General features: G+C 70.5%; 13 protein-coding genes. 8 read left to right on the forward strand and 5 right to left on the reverse strand.

From position 1 onward, the window contains the following. The first annotated feature begins 480 nt into the window (after positions 1 to 480). From ACOZ38_RS22485 to ACOZ38_RS22500, 4 genes are all read left to right on the forward strand, one after another. Entirely contained in the window at positions 481 to 3,477 is a 2,997-nt protein-coding gene (locus ACOZ38_RS22485; RefSeq protein WP_424533157.1) for an AfsR/SARP family transcriptional regulator, read from the forward strand. Positions 3,478 to 4,064: 587 nt separating this feature from the next. Beyond that, positions 4,065 to 4,808: a 4'-phosphopantetheinyl transferase family protein gene (locus tag ACOZ38_RS22490; RefSeq protein WP_405149872.1), complete on the forward strand. Its 744-nt coding sequence runs from the start codon at positions 4,065 to 4,067 to the stop codon at positions 4,806 to 4,808. Positions 4,809 to 4,928: 120 nt separating this feature from the next. Continuing rightward, positions 4,929 to 5,303, forward strand: coding sequence for a VOC family protein (locus ACOZ38_RS22495; protein WP_424533158.1), 375 nt, complete (start codon positions 4,929 to 4,931; stop codon positions 5,301 to 5,303). A 70-nt stretch (positions 5,304 to 5,373) separates the two neighbouring features. Further along, a complete protein-coding gene (locus ACOZ38_RS22500; protein ID WP_424533159.1) occupies positions 5,374 to 6,003 on the forward strand; it encodes an alpha-ketoglutarate-dependent dioxygenase AlkB in 630 nt (209 codons plus the stop codon). Positions 6,004 to 6,090: 87 nt separating this feature from the next. On the opposite strand, the gene ACOZ38_RS22505 is transcribed toward ACOZ38_RS22500, so the two are convergent. Together ACOZ38_RS22505 and ACOZ38_RS22510 are read right to left on the reverse strand one after the other, a co-directional pair. Continuing rightward, positions 6,091 to 6,594 (reverse strand): hypothetical protein, encoded by a 504-nt coding sequence (locus ACOZ38_RS22505; RefSeq protein WP_424533160.1) that lies wholly within the window; start codon positions 6,592 to 6,594, stop codon positions 6,091 to 6,093. Between the two features lie 223 nt (positions 6,595 to 6,817). Further along, positions 6,818 to 7,213: a winged helix-turn-helix transcriptional regulator gene (locus ACOZ38_RS22510; protein ID WP_424533161.1), complete on the reverse strand. Its 396-nt coding sequence runs from the start codon at positions 7,211 to 7,213 to the stop codon at positions 6,818 to 6,820. Positions 7,214 to 7,329: 116 nt separating this feature from the next. On the opposite strand from ACOZ38_RS22510, the gene ACOZ38_RS22515 reads away from it, so the two are divergent. Further along, on the forward strand, positions 7,330 to 8,187 hold the full coding sequence (locus tag ACOZ38_RS22515) for an SDR family oxidoreductase (RefSeq protein ID WP_424533162.1): 858 nt from the start codon (positions 7,330 to 7,332) through the stop codon (positions 8,185 to 8,187). A 16-nt stretch (positions 8,188 to 8,203) separates the two neighbouring features. Here the strand turns inward: ACOZ38_RS22515 and ACOZ38_RS22520 are convergent, their stop codons facing one another. From ACOZ38_RS22520 to ACOZ38_RS22530, 3 genes are read right to left on the reverse strand one after another with little or no spacing between them, the layout of a single operon-like run. Further along, the gene (locus tag ACOZ38_RS22520; RefSeq protein ID WP_424533163.1) at positions 8,204 to 9,028 is read right to left on the reverse strand and encodes a carbohydrate ABC transporter permease; all 825 of its coding nucleotides are present in this window, start codon (positions 9,026 to 9,028) and stop codon (positions 8,204 to 8,206) included. Further along, positions 9,018 to 9,893: a carbohydrate ABC transporter permease gene (locus ACOZ38_RS22525; protein WP_424533164.1), complete on the reverse strand. Its 876-nt coding sequence runs from the start codon at positions 9,891 to 9,893 to the stop codon at positions 9,018 to 9,020. Before ACOZ38_RS22525 ends, ACOZ38_RS22520 begins: the two co-directional genes overlap by 11 nt. After that, positions 9,893 to 11,182 (reverse strand): ABC transporter substrate-binding protein, encoded by a 1,290-nt coding sequence (locus tag ACOZ38_RS22530; RefSeq protein ID WP_424533165.1) that lies wholly within the window; start codon positions 11,180 to 11,182, stop codon positions 9,893 to 9,895. The genes ACOZ38_RS22525 and ACOZ38_RS22530 overlap by 1 nt, the downstream gene beginning before the upstream one ends. Before the next feature lie 243 nt (positions 11,183 to 11,425). Here ACOZ38_RS22530 and ACOZ38_RS22535 point away from each other — a divergent pair, with 243 nt between their 5' ends. The 3 genes from ACOZ38_RS22535 (at position 11,426) to ACOZ38_RS22545 (ending at position 14,686) form a co-directional block, all read left to right on the forward strand. Then, the gene (locus ACOZ38_RS22535) at positions 11,426 to 11,584 is read left to right on the forward strand and encodes a hypothetical protein (protein WP_424533166.1); all 159 of its coding nucleotides are present in this window, start codon (positions 11,426 to 11,428) and stop codon (positions 11,582 to 11,584) included. A gap of 146 nt (positions 11,585 to 11,730) precedes the next feature. Continuing rightward, the gene (locus ACOZ38_RS22540; RefSeq protein ID WP_424533167.1) at positions 11,731 to 13,041 is read left to right on the forward strand and encodes an NAD(P)/FAD-dependent oxidoreductase; all 1,311 of its coding nucleotides are present in this window, start codon (positions 11,731 to 11,733) and stop codon (positions 13,039 to 13,041) included. Positions 13,042 to 13,162: 121 nt separating this feature from the next. After that, entirely contained in the window at positions 13,163 to 14,686 is a 1,524-nt protein-coding gene (locus ACOZ38_RS22545) for a purine-cytosine permease family protein (protein ID WP_424533168.1), read from the forward strand. Positions 14,687 to 14,722 lie beyond the last annotated feature (36 nt).

Raw genomic sequence — 14,722 nt, forward strand, 5'->3', positions numbered from 1 at the left:
GAATACCCGTGCCGGGCGCGAGCCGCCGCCGCCGGCTCCCCGTGCCCGGCGGCGGCGCGGGACGGTCCGGCGGAGCCGGCGCGGCACCCGTGGAAGATCGCGGACACCCGTGGCGGGCCGGGCGCGCGACCCCGAGCGGCGGCCGTGGTGGAGTTCGCGCTGGTTAATAGCCCATTGGAGGACATAAGGCGATCTTTTCCCACGACATAACGGGCTTCACATATGGGCTTTTCGGTAGGTAAATACCCGTCTGGTTCCTGTAGCCACTTAGTTGTACGATATGGGCATTAGCGGTAGGGGTTCGAGGAGGGATGATCGGTACCACCTGGCTCCACTGCACGTCTCAGCAGGCGACTTACCCCGGACGGCCGCAAAGCCCGGCCCGCCGGGGGTGGCGTACCTGATACTTGTCTCAGGAGGGCTGAGAGCGCGAAGACTTCCGGGGATGGGTCCGCAAGTTTTCTGGCAAGGAGTCAACGGGTGGAGTTCCGGATTCTGGGACCGCTTGAAGTGATCGCAGGCACCGACCGCCTGGACATCGGGGGGTCGCGGCAGCGCATCACCCTCGCCAACCTCCTGCTCGACGCCAACCGGCTGGTCACCGTCGACCGCCTCGCCGAGGCCATCTACGGCGAGGGCCTGCCTCCCACGGCACGCGCCCAGGTCCAGATCTGCATCTCCTCGCTGCGGCGGCTGTTCGCCGCGCACGAGGGCGCGGACATCATCTCCACCCACCCCCGGGGCTACATCATCCGCGTCGAGGAAGGCCGCCTCGACGCGCAGCGGTTCGAGGCCCTGACCGTCGAGGCACGCCGCGCGCGCAACGCCGGCGACCTCGAAGAGGCCGTGAGGAGCTACCGCGACGCCCTCAAGCTGTGGCAGGGCGAGGAGGCCCTGCAGGGCATCGAGAGCAGGCCGGTGCAGTCGGCGGCGGCCAGGCTCACAGAAGAGCGCATCATGACCAACGAGGACTGCATCCAGCTGGAGCTCGACCTCGGCCGCCACCAGGAGCTGATCGGCGAGCTGACCCGCCTCATCGAGCAGTATCCCCTGCGCGAGCGCATGCGCGGCCAGCTCATGCTGGCGCTCTACCGATCGGGCCGCAGGGCCGAGGCCCTCCAGGTGTACCGCCTCGCCAGGGAGACCATGATCGAGGAGCTGGGCATCGAGCCCAACGAGCAGCTCCAGCGCCTCGAACACGCCATCCTGACCGCCGACGAGAGCCTCGACATGCCGGTCAAGGCGACCATAATCCCCGTCGAACCCCCGGCCCCCGCACCCGCGGCGCCGGTGCCGTTCCTGCTCCCGAGCGCGATCGCCGACTTCACCGGCCGCACCAAGCAGATCGACGCCATCGAAAGAGAGCTGGCGCTCGCCTCCGAGGACCCCACCCGCTTCGCCGTGCCGATCATCATCGTCGCGGGCAAGGGCGGCATCGGCAAGACCACCGTCGCCGTGCACGCCGCGCACATGGTGGCCGAGCGCTTCCCCGACGGTCAGCTCTTCGCCGACCTGCACGGCGGAGCCTCCCGGCAGGTCAGCCCCATGCACGTGCTCGAACGGTTCCTACGGGCGCTCGGCGTGCCGGGCAGCGCCATGCCCGACGGGCTCGAAGAGCGCGCCGAGATGTACCGCGCCCTGCTCGCCGACCGCAGGACCCTGGTCGTCCTGGACGACGCGGCCACAGAGAGCCAGGTGCTGCCACTGCTTCCCGGCACCCGCATGTCCGCCGTGCTCATCACGAGCCGCAGCCGGCTGGCCGGGCTGGCGGGGGCCATCCATGTCGACATGGACATCTTCGACACCGACCAGTCGATGGAGCTGCTCGCGCGCATCGCGGGCACCGCGCGCGTGCGTTCGGAGACCGAGTCGGCCAAGGCGCTGGCCGAGCTGTGCGGGCAGCTCCCGCTGGCACTCCGCATCGCCGGCGCCCGGCTCTCCGCCCGTCCCCACTGGCGCATCGAGCAGCTCGTGAGCCGTCTCGAGGACGAGACGCGCAGGCTCGACGAGCTCAACCACGGCGACATGGGCATCAGGGCCAGCATCTCCTTCACCTACGAGAGCGTCGGCGAGGAGGCCAGGCGGCTGTTCAGGCGGCTGGTCATCCTGGACACCGGCATGTTCTCGGTCTGGATCGGGGCCGCGCTGCTCGACGTCCCCTTCGCCGACGCCGCCGACCTGTTCGACGAGCTGGCCGACGCCCAGCTCATCGAGACCGCCGGCGGGTACGGCGTGCACAGCCTCTACCGCTTCCACGACCTCATCCGCGTGTTCGCCCGCGAGTGCCTGGCAAGCGAGGAGACCCCGGCCGAGCGCAAGGCGGCCCTCGAACGCGTGCTCGGCGCGCTGCTCTTCCTCGCCGAGGCCGCCCACCGCCGGGCGTACGGCGGCGACTACGCCCAGATCCACAGCGACGCCCCACGCTGGCCGCTCCCCGAGAGGCTGGTCGGCCAGCTCGTCGCCGACCCGCTCTCCTGGTACGAGCGCGAGCGGCCGCTGCTGGTGTCCGGCATCCGCCAGGCGGCGCAGGCCGGGTTCGTCGACCTCTCGTGGGACCTCGCGGTCAGCGCGGTGACGCTGTTCGAGTCGCGCGTCTACCTCGACGACTGGCGCGAGACCCACGAGACCGCGCTGGCGGCCGTCCGCCTCGCCGTCAACGTGCGCGGCCAGGCGGCGATGCTGTACTCGCGGGGCTCCCTCCACATCACAGAGAAGCGTTTCCTTGAGGCGCGGCGCGACTTCGAGGAGGCGATCAGGCTCTTCGCCGACATCGGCGACGACCAGGGCACCGCTCTGGTGCTGCGCAACATCGCCTTCCTCGACAGGATGAGCGGGAGCTACGAGCAGGCCACGGCCCACTACGAGCGCGCCCTCGCGATGTTCGCGGGCACGGGCGACCAGGTGTCCTCCGCGTACGTGCTGCACAACCTGGCGCAGCTCAGGTTGGAGACCGGCGACCCCGAGGGGGCCAGCACCCTGCTGTCGGAGGCGCTGGCGCTCAGCCGCGACGGCGGCAGCAGGAGGGTCGAGACCCAGGTGCTCCACCGCATGGGCGACACCTACCTGGCGTGGGACGAGCCGGCCCTCGCGGCCGAGATCTTCGATACGGCGCTCACGATGGTGCGCGACATCGGCGACCCCATCGGAGAGGCGTACATCCTCAACGGCCTCGGCATCGCCCGGCTCCGGCAGGGCGAGACCGCGCCGGCCGAGGAGGCCCTGCGCCACGCCGTCCGGCTGGCCAGGACCACCGGCGACCGGCTGCCCGAGGCGCGTTCCCTGCTCGGGCTCGGAGAGCTGGCCCTGGCGTGCGACGACGCCCAGCATGCCGTCGTCCACTTCGAGCAGGCGCTCAGCCTGTTCCAGTCGATCCAGACGCCGGCCTACGAGGCGCGGGCCCTTGCCATGCTCACCGAGGCGCGGGCCATGCTCGGCTCCGGCGGGCGCATGGGCGAGTCCGGCGAGCTGGTCGGCTGAGCCGGGCGCTCCTCGCCGATACGATAAGCTCTGCGGTGCGCACGGCGGGCTTTACCCGTCGCGCAATTTCCGCTGCGCGGGCCGGGGCTCCCCAATTGTTTCCGGCGGGAGACATTCACCGCGCCGATTCCTTGCGGGCCTTATGCGGCATGGAACACCCGATCGGCCGCCACCGCATCTCGCAAAGAGCCTTCCCCCTTGGAAACGGATTCGCCGGGCCCGCCCGCGCCGTCCGTACGGGAACTTCCGCCCATCGCCACCTGCGCCTATGATGGATCTCGGCGCCCGTGACGCAATTCCCGCCGTCCTCCCCGCGCGCACCCTTACCACCCCGTGCCGTGCCCTAGCCGGGCGTGAACCGGTCCCGAGAAAGATTGGCGTTGATTCCTCGCGGAACAGCGTCGTCGCTACGCTTGGGACGTGACCGCTACGCGAGTGAGCAACAAAAGGCCCCCAGGGGCCGGCGTTCTCGATTTCGCCGTTTCCGTCAGCCGGGAGACGGCCGAGAGCCCGCCCTCCCCGCCTGGGCGCGGGTGCGTACGGAACGCGGGCTCGCCCTGGCAGTCCCTCCCGGGCCGCGAGCGGCCATGATCAAGTCGATACTGCCCGACTGCGTGGTGGCGGCCGACGTCTTCGCCGACGCGCCCGAGCCCGTGCTCTTCCCCGAGGAGGAGCTGGCGATCATCCACGCCGACGACAAACGGCGCAAGGAGTTCAGCACGGCGCGGGTGTGCGCCCATGACGCGCTGCGCAAGCTCGGCATGCGCCCGAGCCCCGTGCTTCCCGGCCTGCGCGGGGAGCCCCAGTGGCCGCCGGGCGTCGTCGGCAGCATCACCCACTGCGCCGGCTACCGGGGGGCCGTCCTCGGCATCGCCTCCAAGGTGACCACCATCGGCATCGACGCCGAGCCCAACGAGGCGCTGGTCCCGGGCGTCCTCGACGCCATCTCCCTGCCCGAGGAGCGCGAGAGCCTGCGCAGGCTCGCTGCCCGCCATCCCCGCGTCCACTGGGACCGCCTGCTGTTCAGCGCCAAGGAGTCGGTGTACAAGGCCTGGTTCCCGCTCACCAAGCGCTGGCTCGACTTCGAGGACGTGCTGATCAACATCGATCCGGTGAACGGCAACTTCTCGGCCTGGCTGCGGGTGACGGGGCCGAGGGTGCGCGGGCAGCGCATCACCGCCTTCTCCGGCCGCTGGGTGGTCGAGGCCGGCCTGATCCTCACCGCGATCGTCGTGCCCAGCCCCGGGCGGTCCGGCCCGCCGAGACACGGCGCCCAGCGGCCCGCCGGCCACGGCCGGCTCCCGCAGGCCTCCGTCGCACCCGTCCGCTGACTCGCGCCGAGGCGCGTGGCGCGGCTCCGAGCGGACGGTCCGGCGGGGCTCTGAGAATGTCGTACCGGCTCAGTACGCTGTCCTGGCACGGCTGACCTCGGAGAACACGCAGGAGGACCCATGTTCAGGAACACGAGGGCGTTCAGCGGATTCGCGGTGGACGATGTGCCGAAGGCCAAGGAGTTCTACGGCGACGTCCTCGGCCTCGATGTGTCCGAGGAGCACGGCATGCTGCGCCTCCACCTCGCCGGCGGCACAGAGGTCCTGGTCTACCCCAAGCCCGGCCACACCCCCGCGTCGTTCACCATCCTCAACTTCCCCGTCGACGACATCGACCAGGCCGTCGACACGCTCACCGAGCGCGGGGTGAGGTTCGAGAGGTACGACGGCATCGAGGCGGACCAGAAGGGCGTCTTCCGCGGCGGCGGTCCTTTCATCGCCTGGTTCACCGACCCCGCCGGCAACGTCCTGTCCGTCCTGCAGGAGAGGCCCTGACCCTTCGGGCTTGAGAACACCCCGGAGCTTGATCGAATGGGTGTTTGAATATCTGCCATATACTGGGCGAATGACCGCCGCGTTCCAGGCATCTCTGCTCGACCTGTGCGAGGAGGCCGGCCCGGGCCCCCTCGGGTCCACGGTCAGGCGCACGACCCTCGGCCACGGGGCCTGGATCGACTTACGGCCCGGCTGGATCGCCGGCGCCGACGCGCTGTTCGAGCGGCTGGCGCGGTCCGTGCCGTGGCACGCCGAGAGGCGCCATATGTACGACCACATGGTCGACGTGCCCCGGCTGCTGAAGTTCTACGACGAGGGCGAGCCCCTTCCCGACCCCGTCCTCGAACAGGCCAAGGAGGCCCTCGACGCGCACTACGCCGAGGAGCTCGGCGAGCCGTTCCGCACCGCCGGGCTGTGCCTTTACCGCGACGGGCGCGACAGCGTCGCCTGGCACGGTGACCGCATCGGGCGCGGCAGCGCCGAGGACACCATGGTCGCGATCATCTCGGTCGGCACGCCCCGTGGCCTGCTGCTCCGCCCGCGCGGCGGCGGCCCTGCCCTGCGCCACGACCTCGGCCACGGCGACCTCATCGTGATGGGCGGCAGCTGCCAGCGCACCTGGGAGCACGCCATCCCCAAGAGCACCCGGGTCACCGGCCCCCGCATCAGCATCCAGTTCCGCCCGCGCGGAGTCCGCTGAAGCGAATCACCCCCGGAACCGAACCGGCCCCGGATCACCACCCGACCGCTCGGCGGGCGGGCGAATGATCTAGATCTCCCACGCGCCCTAGGACGCCGCCGCCGGGTCGCCCGCTCCGCTCGCGTGCCGGGCACCGGAGATGGCCTCCTTGAGGGACGCGCGGTCCACGTCGGCCTTGAGACCGCTGAGCCGGATGACGTGGCCCTCGTCGACGGCCGCGTACTCGTGCTGCCTCCCGCTCGTGCGGTACCAGCCCGCCTCGTCGTACTCGCAGGAGTCCGGAGGGATCAGGGGCTCCGCGTCGTGGAGGGGCTTGGCCGCGCATATGGCGTCGCTGAAGGTGCCTCGATCGACCCCGAACCACACCTGCCTGCCCTCGGCCGAGAAGTAGTACGTCTGGAAGCCCTCCTCGTTGTAGACGCTCATGGACTGCTCGGCCAGCTCGTACCCCGGCAAGTCGACCAGGTAGACCATGTCGGGCGCCACCCCCTCGGACCTGAGGTCGTCGAGCTGTGCCCGGCTGAGCGTCACGCCGGCTCCGCAGCCCGACAGGACTCCGAGGAGCGAGAGAGAGATCACTCGTCGCATCACGGGTTCACTGTCTCGCACGATCAGGGGCGTTCCCAGCGTTCGGCCAACCCGTCACTCCAGGTCCGACCAGTCACTCCAGGTCCGACCCGTCACCCCCAGGTCCCCCGTCGGTCTCGCAGAGACTCCGACAGCTCTCACAGGGACTTGTACAGCGCGAGGTGCCGGTCGGCGGCGGCGCGCACGACGGGCGAGGGCGAATGGCAGCGCGACCGCGAGCCGTCGCTCAGGCGCCGGCGTGGCGGTCGCGTGCCTCCAGAACGCGGGGCATCTCTCCCTCAAGCCATTCGATGAGGCCGAGCAGGCGCCGGGCCGCCTCGTGGCCGAGGGGGGTCAGGCTGTACTCGACCTTGGGCGGGATGGTCGCCTGGGCCTCGCGGTGGACCATGCCGTCGCGCTCAAGTGCCTGCAGGGTCTGGGCGAGCATCTTCTCGCTCACGCCGTCGACGCGGCGGCGCAGGGCGTTGAAGCGGTAGGCGCCCTCGCTGAGGGCGGCCAGGGCGAGGATGCCCCACCGGCTGGTGATGTGCTCCATCGTCTCGCGGGAGGGGCATCCGCGTGCGAACACGTCGAAGATGACCTGCCCGTGCTCGTCGCGGGCGAGGGTGGCCTGGTCTTCCATGCCCCAAGCTTACGTTCTCACCGCACTGCGCGTTCTTATGGTACTAACTGAGGGTTGGCACTTTCTAGAAGTTAGTACTAACCTGTCGCCGACCCCAAGAACGAGGAGAAGTGAAGATGATCGTCGTAACCGGTGCGACCGGCCAGCTCGGCCGCCTCGTCGTCGAAGGCCTGCTGGAGACCACCCCGGCCGGCCAGATCGTGGCCGCCGTTCGGAACCCCGAGAAGGCCGCCGACCTGGCCGCGCGCGGAGTGCAGGTGAGGGAGGCCGACTACGACAGGCCCGAGACGCTGAAGCAGGCGTTCGCGGCCGGCGACCGCGTCCTGCTCATCTCCAGCGACACCGTGGGCACCCGCCTCACCCAGCACAAGGCCGTCGTCGACGCCGCCGCCGAGGCCGGGGTGGCGCTGCTCGCCTACACCGGCATCCTGCACTCCGACACGACCACGGTGGCGCTGGCCGCGGAGCACAAGGGCACGGAGGAGCACATCAGCGCCTCGGGCGTTCCGTTCTCCTTCCTGCGCAACGGCTGGTACGTCGAGAACTACGTCAGCACGATCACCCAGGCCGCCGAGCAGGGCACGTTCGCCGGCGCCTCCGGCGAGGGCCGCGTCTCCACCGCCACCCGTGAGGAGTACGCCCGCGCGGCAGTGGCCGTGCTCACCGGCGAGAACCACGAGAACACGGTGTACGAGCTGGCGGGCGACGTCGCGTGGACCAAGGCCGAGCTGGCCGCGGAGGTCGCCGCGGTCACGGGCAAGCCGGTCGCCTACCAGGACCTGCCCCGCGACGAGTACGAGCGGGTCCTCGCCGGGGCGGGCCTGCCCGGGCCGGTCGCCGCCATGTTCGCCGACATCGAGCTGGACATCGCCGGGGGAGCCCTCGCCGGCACCACGGACGATCTCAGCAGGCTCATCGGCCGTCCCACCACTCCCCTGCGGGACACGGTCACCGAGGTCCTGGCTCGCGCCTGACGGGCTCCCCGGCGGGTCAGTCGAGGGCGCCGAGCGTGATGCCCTCGATGATGTGGCGCTGCGCCGCCACCGCGACGAGGAGCACCGGGACGATCGTGATGAGCGACGCGGCCATGATCAGGTTGTACTGGGTGGTGAACTGGCTCTGGAACACCGACAGCCCCTGCGACAGGACCGACATCTCGGTGGTGTTCACCACGATCAGCGGGAACAGGAAGTTGTTCCAGTTCTGCAGGAACAGGATGATGGCCAGCGCGGCGACCACCGGGCGCGCCAGCGGGGCGTACACGTTGAGGAACACCCGCAGCTCCGACGCCCCGTCGATGCGCGCGGCCTCCCCGAGCTCCCGCGGCGTGCCGAGGAAGAACTGGCGGAACAGGAAGGCGCCGAGGGCGGAGGCGATGTTCGGCACGATCAGGCCCTGGTAGGTGTTCAGCCAGCCCAGCTCGCCGAGGAGCTGCGACATGGGGACGATGATCGCGCTGAACGGCACCATCAGCCCGCTCAGCGCGACGACGAAGAGCAGCCGTTTGGCCGGGAAGTCGAGCATGGCGAACGCGTAGCCGGCGAGCAGCCCGCTCGCGAGCTGCCCGCCGGTGGCCGCCACGCCGAAGATCGCGGTGTTGAGGTACCACCGGCCGAACGGCGCCTGCGACAGGGCGCGCCCGATGTTGGACCACTGGGGATGCGCCGGCAGCAGGGGCGCCGCCGGGTTGATGATCTCGGCGTCGGTCTTCAGGGCGCTCACCGCCATCCAGCCGAGCGGGAACGCCACGATGACGACGGCCAGGCCGAGCAGCAGGTAGACCACCGAGCGGCGGGCGATCAGGCTAGCGGGCACGGTCCACCCGCCCGAGCAGCCAGATCTGCGTGAGGGTGACCAGCAGGGACAGCAGGAACAGCGCGACGCCCATGGCGTTGGCACGGCCGGTGTCGAACTGGACGAACCCCTCGTTGTAGACGTAGTACAGCGCGGTCTGGGTCGCGCCGTCCGGGCCGCCCTGCGTCAGCACGTAGATCTGGGTGAACGTCTGCAGCCCGGTGAGCGTGGTGACCACCCAGATCAGCAGGGTGTGGCGGCGCATCATCGGCCACTGGACGTGGGCGAACCTGCGCCACGCCCCCGCCCCGTCGACGCTGGCCGCGTCGAGCACGTCGCCGGGGACGGACTTCAGGGCAGCCACGTAGAGGATGACGTTCTGCCCGAAGAACTGCCACGCGCCGAAGGTCAGCACCGCGACCAGGGCGGGCCCCGGGGAGGACAGGAAGTCCGCCTGAGGAAGGTGGAGGGCGCCGAGCAGCCTGTTGATCGGCCCGAACCGCGGCGCGAACATGTTGGCCCAGATCAGCGCGGTGGCGACGACGGGCACGACGAGCGGGATGACGAACGGCGCCCGCACCCGGGCGACGCCGGGCGCACCGGAGTTGAGCAGCAGCGCCAGCCCGAGGCCGACGCCCATCGTCAGCAGGATGAATCCGGCGGTGTAGACGCCGGTCACGCCGAGGGCGTGGCCGCCGCCCTTCTGGAGCATCTGCCCGTAGTTGCCGAGGCCGACGAACTCCGGCGAGGTGTCGAACACCCCGCCGCTGTACAGGCTGCGCCACAGGAGCATCGCCAGCGGGATGAGCGAGAAGACCACGGTGAGCACCACCGTCGGTGCCACGAACCCGTAGGCGAGGGCCCAGGTGCGGTGCCGCTGCCTCATCAGCCGAGTTTCTTCAGCGCCGCGTCTCCGTCTCGCGCCGCCTTGGCCAGGGCCTCGGCCGGGGTCTTCCGCCCCTTCAGAGCCGCGTTGATCTCGGTCCAGAGGCTCTGGGAGATCGCGTTGTAGGCGGGGGTGATCGGGCGGACCTTGCCGGTCTTCTCCGCCTCGGCGAAGACGGTGTACGTCGGGTCCCCGGCGATGTGGTCCTTGAGCGCCTGCTGCTCCAGCTGGGCGGGATCCGAGGGCAGGCCGCCGTTCTTGGCCGCGAGGTAGGCGCCCCGCTCGGGCGTCGTCAGGAACTTCAGGAACGCGAGGCCGGCCTTCTCGGCGCCGGCGCCGGTCTTCAGCAGCGCGGCCACGCCGATGCCCATGCTGGTCGAGGTGCCGGCGGCCCCCTTCGGCATCGGGGCGACGCCGAAGTCCACGCCGGCCTTGCCGAAGGTCGGCACCGCCCACTGGCCGTTCACGATCATCGCGACGGTGCCGCTGGCGAACGCGGGCGCCCCGTCGAAGCTGCCCGCCTGGGCATAGCTGGTGCTCGGCGCCGACCCGGCCTTGACCAGGTCGACCCATGTGGTGAGCGCCTTGACCCCCGCCGGGCTGTTGAAGGCGGTCGCCGTGCCGTCGGCGTTGAGGAAGGACCCCCCTTCGGCGTACAGCATCGGCGTCCAGGCGAAGGTGATCCACTCGGCCTCGCCGAGCGGCACGTAGAAGCCGTACTTGTTCTTGGCGGGGTCGGAGAGTCTCCTGGCGTCCTCGGCCAGCTCGGACCACGTCGCGGGCGGGTTCTTGATGCCCGCGCCTGCGAAGGCCTTCTTGTTGTAGAACAGCACGATGTCGCCCACGCCGGCCAGGGCGATGCCGAGCTGGTGTCCCTTGTAGAACAGCGATTCCTTGATGCCGGGATACAAGGCGTCGGTCTCGGCGGCCAGCTTGCCGTCGAGCGGGACGAGCTTCCCGCTCTGCGCGATCACCGGGAGGTCGGAGGGGTTCTGGGTGAGCAGCACCGTGGGCTGGGTGCCGTTCTTCAGCGCCGAGATCACCTTGGGCAGGAACTGGTCGGAGCTCGCGATGTACTGACCCTTGGCGTGCATTCCGGGATGGGCCTTGTCGAAGGCGGCGTCGATCTCGGCGATCTGGTCGGGCTGCCAGCCGCTCGTCCAGTACGTGAACGTGCCGCCGTCGGAGCCGGACGCGCCGCCGGAAGCGCTCGGATCACCCGGACCGCCGCACGCGGCGACGGCGAGCGCGAGGCCGAGCGCGATCACGCCCTGCTTTCTGATCTTCATGTGTCCTCGCCACTCCCTGCCCCATGGCACACGGAGTGCGCCTGACCGAAAAGTGTCATCCCGCCGGACTCTTCTTGGTCCGGAGAAAATGATAACCCAGCCAAGCGGTAGGGAAATCTTGACTTGCCGCCTCCCGCTCGTGGCGCCCAAGGCTTCTTCAAGCCGGCGGGCAGTCACGGGCAAGACGGATTCAAGACGCACGCGATTACCTGAAGGCCCTCGAAACGACTTCAGGAGCGACAGATGCGCACTCTTGCCCGCCGCGCCGCCACGACCATCGCCGCGATCGCCATCGTCGGCACCACCTTCGCCGCCACCAGCGCCCCGGCCAACGCCATGCCGCCCGAGTGGTACCGCTGCTACATCAGCGGCTACGGCTGGATGTGGTGCATGGACGTGTAGCCTCCCCGGCTACCGAACAGAGCGCCTCGTCTCCCACAGGAGCCGGGGCGCTTTCGTCTTGTGCGGGACATATGGATTCCGGGATGCCGAGACGGGTACGCGAGAGGACTGAGCATGCCCGCAGCCGAGCTGAAAGGAACGTCTCCATGGCCAACCGCCGGCGCGTCGTCATCGCAGGCGCAGGATTCGCGGGCTTCACCGCGGCGCGGCGACTCTCCCGTCTCGCCAAGGGCGCGGTCGAGATCGTCCTGATCAACCCGACCGACTACTTCCTCTACCTCCCCCTGCTGCCCGAGGTGGCGGCGGGCATCCTGGATCCGCGCAAGGTGGCCATACCGCTCTCGGGCAACTGCCCCGGTGTACGCCACCTCCTCGCGAGCGTGGACAAGGTGAACATCGAGGGACGCCGGGTGGAGTGCACGGACGCCGAAGGCAACCACCGCGACCTCGGCTACGACCGGCTGGTCATCGCGGTCGGCAGCGTCAACAAGCTGCTGCCCATCCCCGGCGTGTCGGAGCACGCGCACGGTTTCCGCAGCATCGCCGAGGCGCTGTACCTGCGCGACCATCTCATCCGGCAGGTCGAGCTCGCCGACGCGGCCGACGACGCCAAGGACAGGACCGCACGCTGCACGTTCGTCGTCGTGGGCGCGGGCTACACCGGCACCGAGGTGGCGGCCCAGGGCCAGCTGCTCACCCTGGACGCCAAGCGGCACCGGCCCGGCCTGCGCGAGCAGCCCGTCCGCTGGATCCTCGTCGACAAGGCCCCTCACATCCTTCCCGAGCTGGACGAGCGCCTCTCCCGCACCGCCCACCAGACCCTGGCCGAGCGGGGCGTCGAGATCCGCACCGGTACGACCGTGACCGAGGCCACCGCCGAAGGGGTCAAGCTCTCCGACGGGGAGTTCGTGGCGACCCGCTCGCTGATCTGGTGCGTCGGAGTCGGCCCCGATCCGCTCGTGGAGTCGCTGGGGCTGCCGACCGAGAAGGGCCGCCTCCTCGTCGACGAATACCTGAACGTGCCGGGGCACCCGGAGATCTTCGCCTGCGGCGACGCGGCGGCGGTGCCGGACCTGACCCGCCCGGGCGAGTACACGGCCATGACCGCGCAGCACGCGAGCCGTCAGGGCAAGCGCGTCGCCCACAATGTCGCCGCGTCCTACGGCCGCGCGGAGCGCCGCCCGTACCGGCACAACGACCTGGGCTTCGTGGTCGACCTCGGGGGCGCCAAGGCCGCCGCCAACCCGCTCGGCGTCCCGCTGTCCGGCGTGGTCGCCAAGGCGGTCACGCGCGGCTACCACCTGCTGGCCGTTCCCGCGGGCCGTACGCGCATCGCGGGCAACTGGCTCCTGGACGCCGTGCTGCCCCGCCAGACCGTGCAACTGGACCTCGTGCGCGGAGCGGCGGTGCCCCTCACCTCCGGCGCACCGGAGAGGCCGCACGGCCTCAGCGACTGACTCATGCCGGCTGAGCCGCGGCTCCCCCTGCTCGGGCTCTGAGGCTCCCGCGTTCGCCCGCTTGACCGTTCGCCGGGCCGGGCCTTACATTTCTTTGAACAAGTCTAGACAGGTAGGTTCCATGGCCGGTGCACAGGGCAAAGACGCGGGCGAGGCACCCGGGGCCGCGAGCGGGCGACAGCTCAAGGTCGAGGTGCACGGGCTCGACGTGATCGGTGACGCCGAGCGCAAGGGCCGGCCGAGACAGCTGTTCTGGCCGTGGTTCGGTGCGAACGTCTCGGTGCTCGGGCTGAGCTACGGCTCCTTCGTGCTCGGCTTCGGCATCTCCTTCTGGCAGGCGCTCGCGGCCGGCGTCGTCGGGATCCTGCTCTCGTTCCTGCTGTGCGGGTTCGTCGCCCTGGCGGGCAAGCGCGGGTCCGCCCCGACCATGGTCCTGAGCCGGGCCGCCTTCGGCGTGCGCGGCAACCGCCTGCCGTCCGCGATCTCGTGGGTGCTCACGGTCGGCTGGGAGACCGTGCTCACCGCGCTGGCGACCCTGGCGACCGCGACCGTCTTCGACCGGCTCGGCTGGGGAGGCGGCACCTCGACCAAGGGCATCGCCCTGGTCGTCGTGACCCTGCTGATCGTCGCCGGCGGCGTCATGGGCTTCGACCTCATCATGCGCATGCAGACCGTCATCACGGTCGTGACCGGAGTGCTGACCGTGGTCTACATCTTCCTGGTCACCGGCCACATCCACTGGGACACCGTCGCGGCGACTCCGAGCGGCTCGGGTCAGGAGTTCATCGGGGCGCTGGTCTTCATGCTGACGGGGTTCGGCCTCGGCTGGGTGAACGCCGCGGCCGACTACTCGCGTTACCTGCCGCGGAGGTCGTCGAGCGCGGGCGTCGTAGGCTGGACCACCTTCGGCGCGTCGGTGGCGCCGCTGGTGCTGCTCGTGTTCGGCCTGCTGCTGGCCGGTTCCTCCGCCTCGCTCAGCACCGCGATCGCGGGCGACCCGATCGGGGCGCTGACCACCATCCTCCCGACCTGGTTCCTCGTCCCCTTCGCGGCCGTGGCCGTCCTCGGGCTGGTGGGCGGCGCCGTGCTCGACATCTACTCCTCCGGGCTGGCGCTGCTGGCCACCGGGCTGCGGGCGCCCCGCTACCTCGCCGCCCTGATCGACGGCATCCTCATGGTGGCGGGCACCGTCTACATCGTCTTCGTCGCCGACGACTTCCTCGGCCAGTTCAGCGGCTTCCTCACCACGCTCGGCGTCCCGATCGCGGCGTGGTGCGGCATCATGCTGGCCGACGTCGCGCTGCGCCGCCGCGACTACGACGAGGCCGACCTCTACCGTCCGTCCGGGCGTTACGGCGACATCCGGCCGGTGCCCATCGCGGTCATCGTCGCCGGCACGGCCATCGGGTGGGGCCTGGTCACCAACACCGCCGCGAGCTGGCTCGGCTGGCAGGGCTACCTCCTGGAGCCGCTCGGGCTCGGCGGCAGGTCGGGCTCATGGGCGTTCGCCAACCTCGGCGTCCTGGTCGCCCTGGTCCTCGGCTTCGCCGCGACCTGGGCGCTCACCCGCTCGAAGATCCGCACTCAGGAACACCTCGCCCCCACACCCGCCGACGCAGCCCCAACCCCCACGGCCAACCCATGACCACCCCCCCGCACTGCACCACCCCGCCCGCTCCCC

The organism is Sphaerisporangium viridialbum, from assembly GCF_049674955.1.
Classification (GTDB): domain Bacteria; phylum Actinomycetota; class Actinomycetes; order Streptosporangiales; family Streptosporangiaceae; genus Sphaerisporangium; species Sphaerisporangium viridialbum.

Bases quoted from the DNA above. Each gene is read 5' to 3' on its own strand.
- ACOZ38_RS22545 (WP_424533168.1), top strand. From the start codon at position 13,163: ATGGCCGGTGCACAGGGCAAAGACGCGGGCGAGGCACCCGGGGCCGCG.
- ACOZ38_RS22490 (WP_405149872.1), top strand. From the start codon at position 4,065: ATGATCAAGTCGATACTGCCCGACTGCGTGGTGGCGGCCGACGTCTTC.
- ACOZ38_RS22495 (WP_424533158.1), top strand. From the start codon at position 4,929: ATGTTCAGGAACACGAGGGCGTTCAGCGGATTCGCGGTGGACGATGTG.
- ACOZ38_RS22515 (WP_424533162.1), top strand. From the start codon at position 7,330: ATGATCGTCGTAACCGGTGCGACCGGCCAGCTCGGCCGCCTCGTCGTC.
- ACOZ38_RS22535 (WP_424533166.1), top strand. From the start codon at position 11,426: ATGCGCACTCTTGCCCGCCGCGCCGCCACGACCATCGCCGCGATCGCC.
- ACOZ38_RS22540 (WP_424533167.1), top strand. From the start codon at position 11,731: ATGGCCAACCGCCGGCGCGTCGTCATCGCAGGCGCAGGATTCGCGGGC.
- ACOZ38_RS22510 (WP_424533161.1), bottom strand. From the start codon at position 7,213: ATGGAAGACCAGGCCACCCTCGCCCGCGACGAGCACGGGCAGGTCATC.
- ACOZ38_RS22500 (WP_424533159.1), top strand. From the start codon at position 5,374: ATGACCGCCGCGTTCCAGGCATCTCTGCTCGACCTGTGCGAGGAGGCC.
- ACOZ38_RS22530 (WP_424533165.1), bottom strand. From the start codon at position 11,182: ATGAAGATCAGAAAGCAGGGCGTGATCGCGCTCGGCCTCGCGCTCGCC.
- ACOZ38_RS22525 (WP_424533164.1), bottom strand. From the start codon at position 9,893: ATGAGGCAGCGGCACCGCACCTGGGCCCTCGCCTACGGGTTCGTGGCA.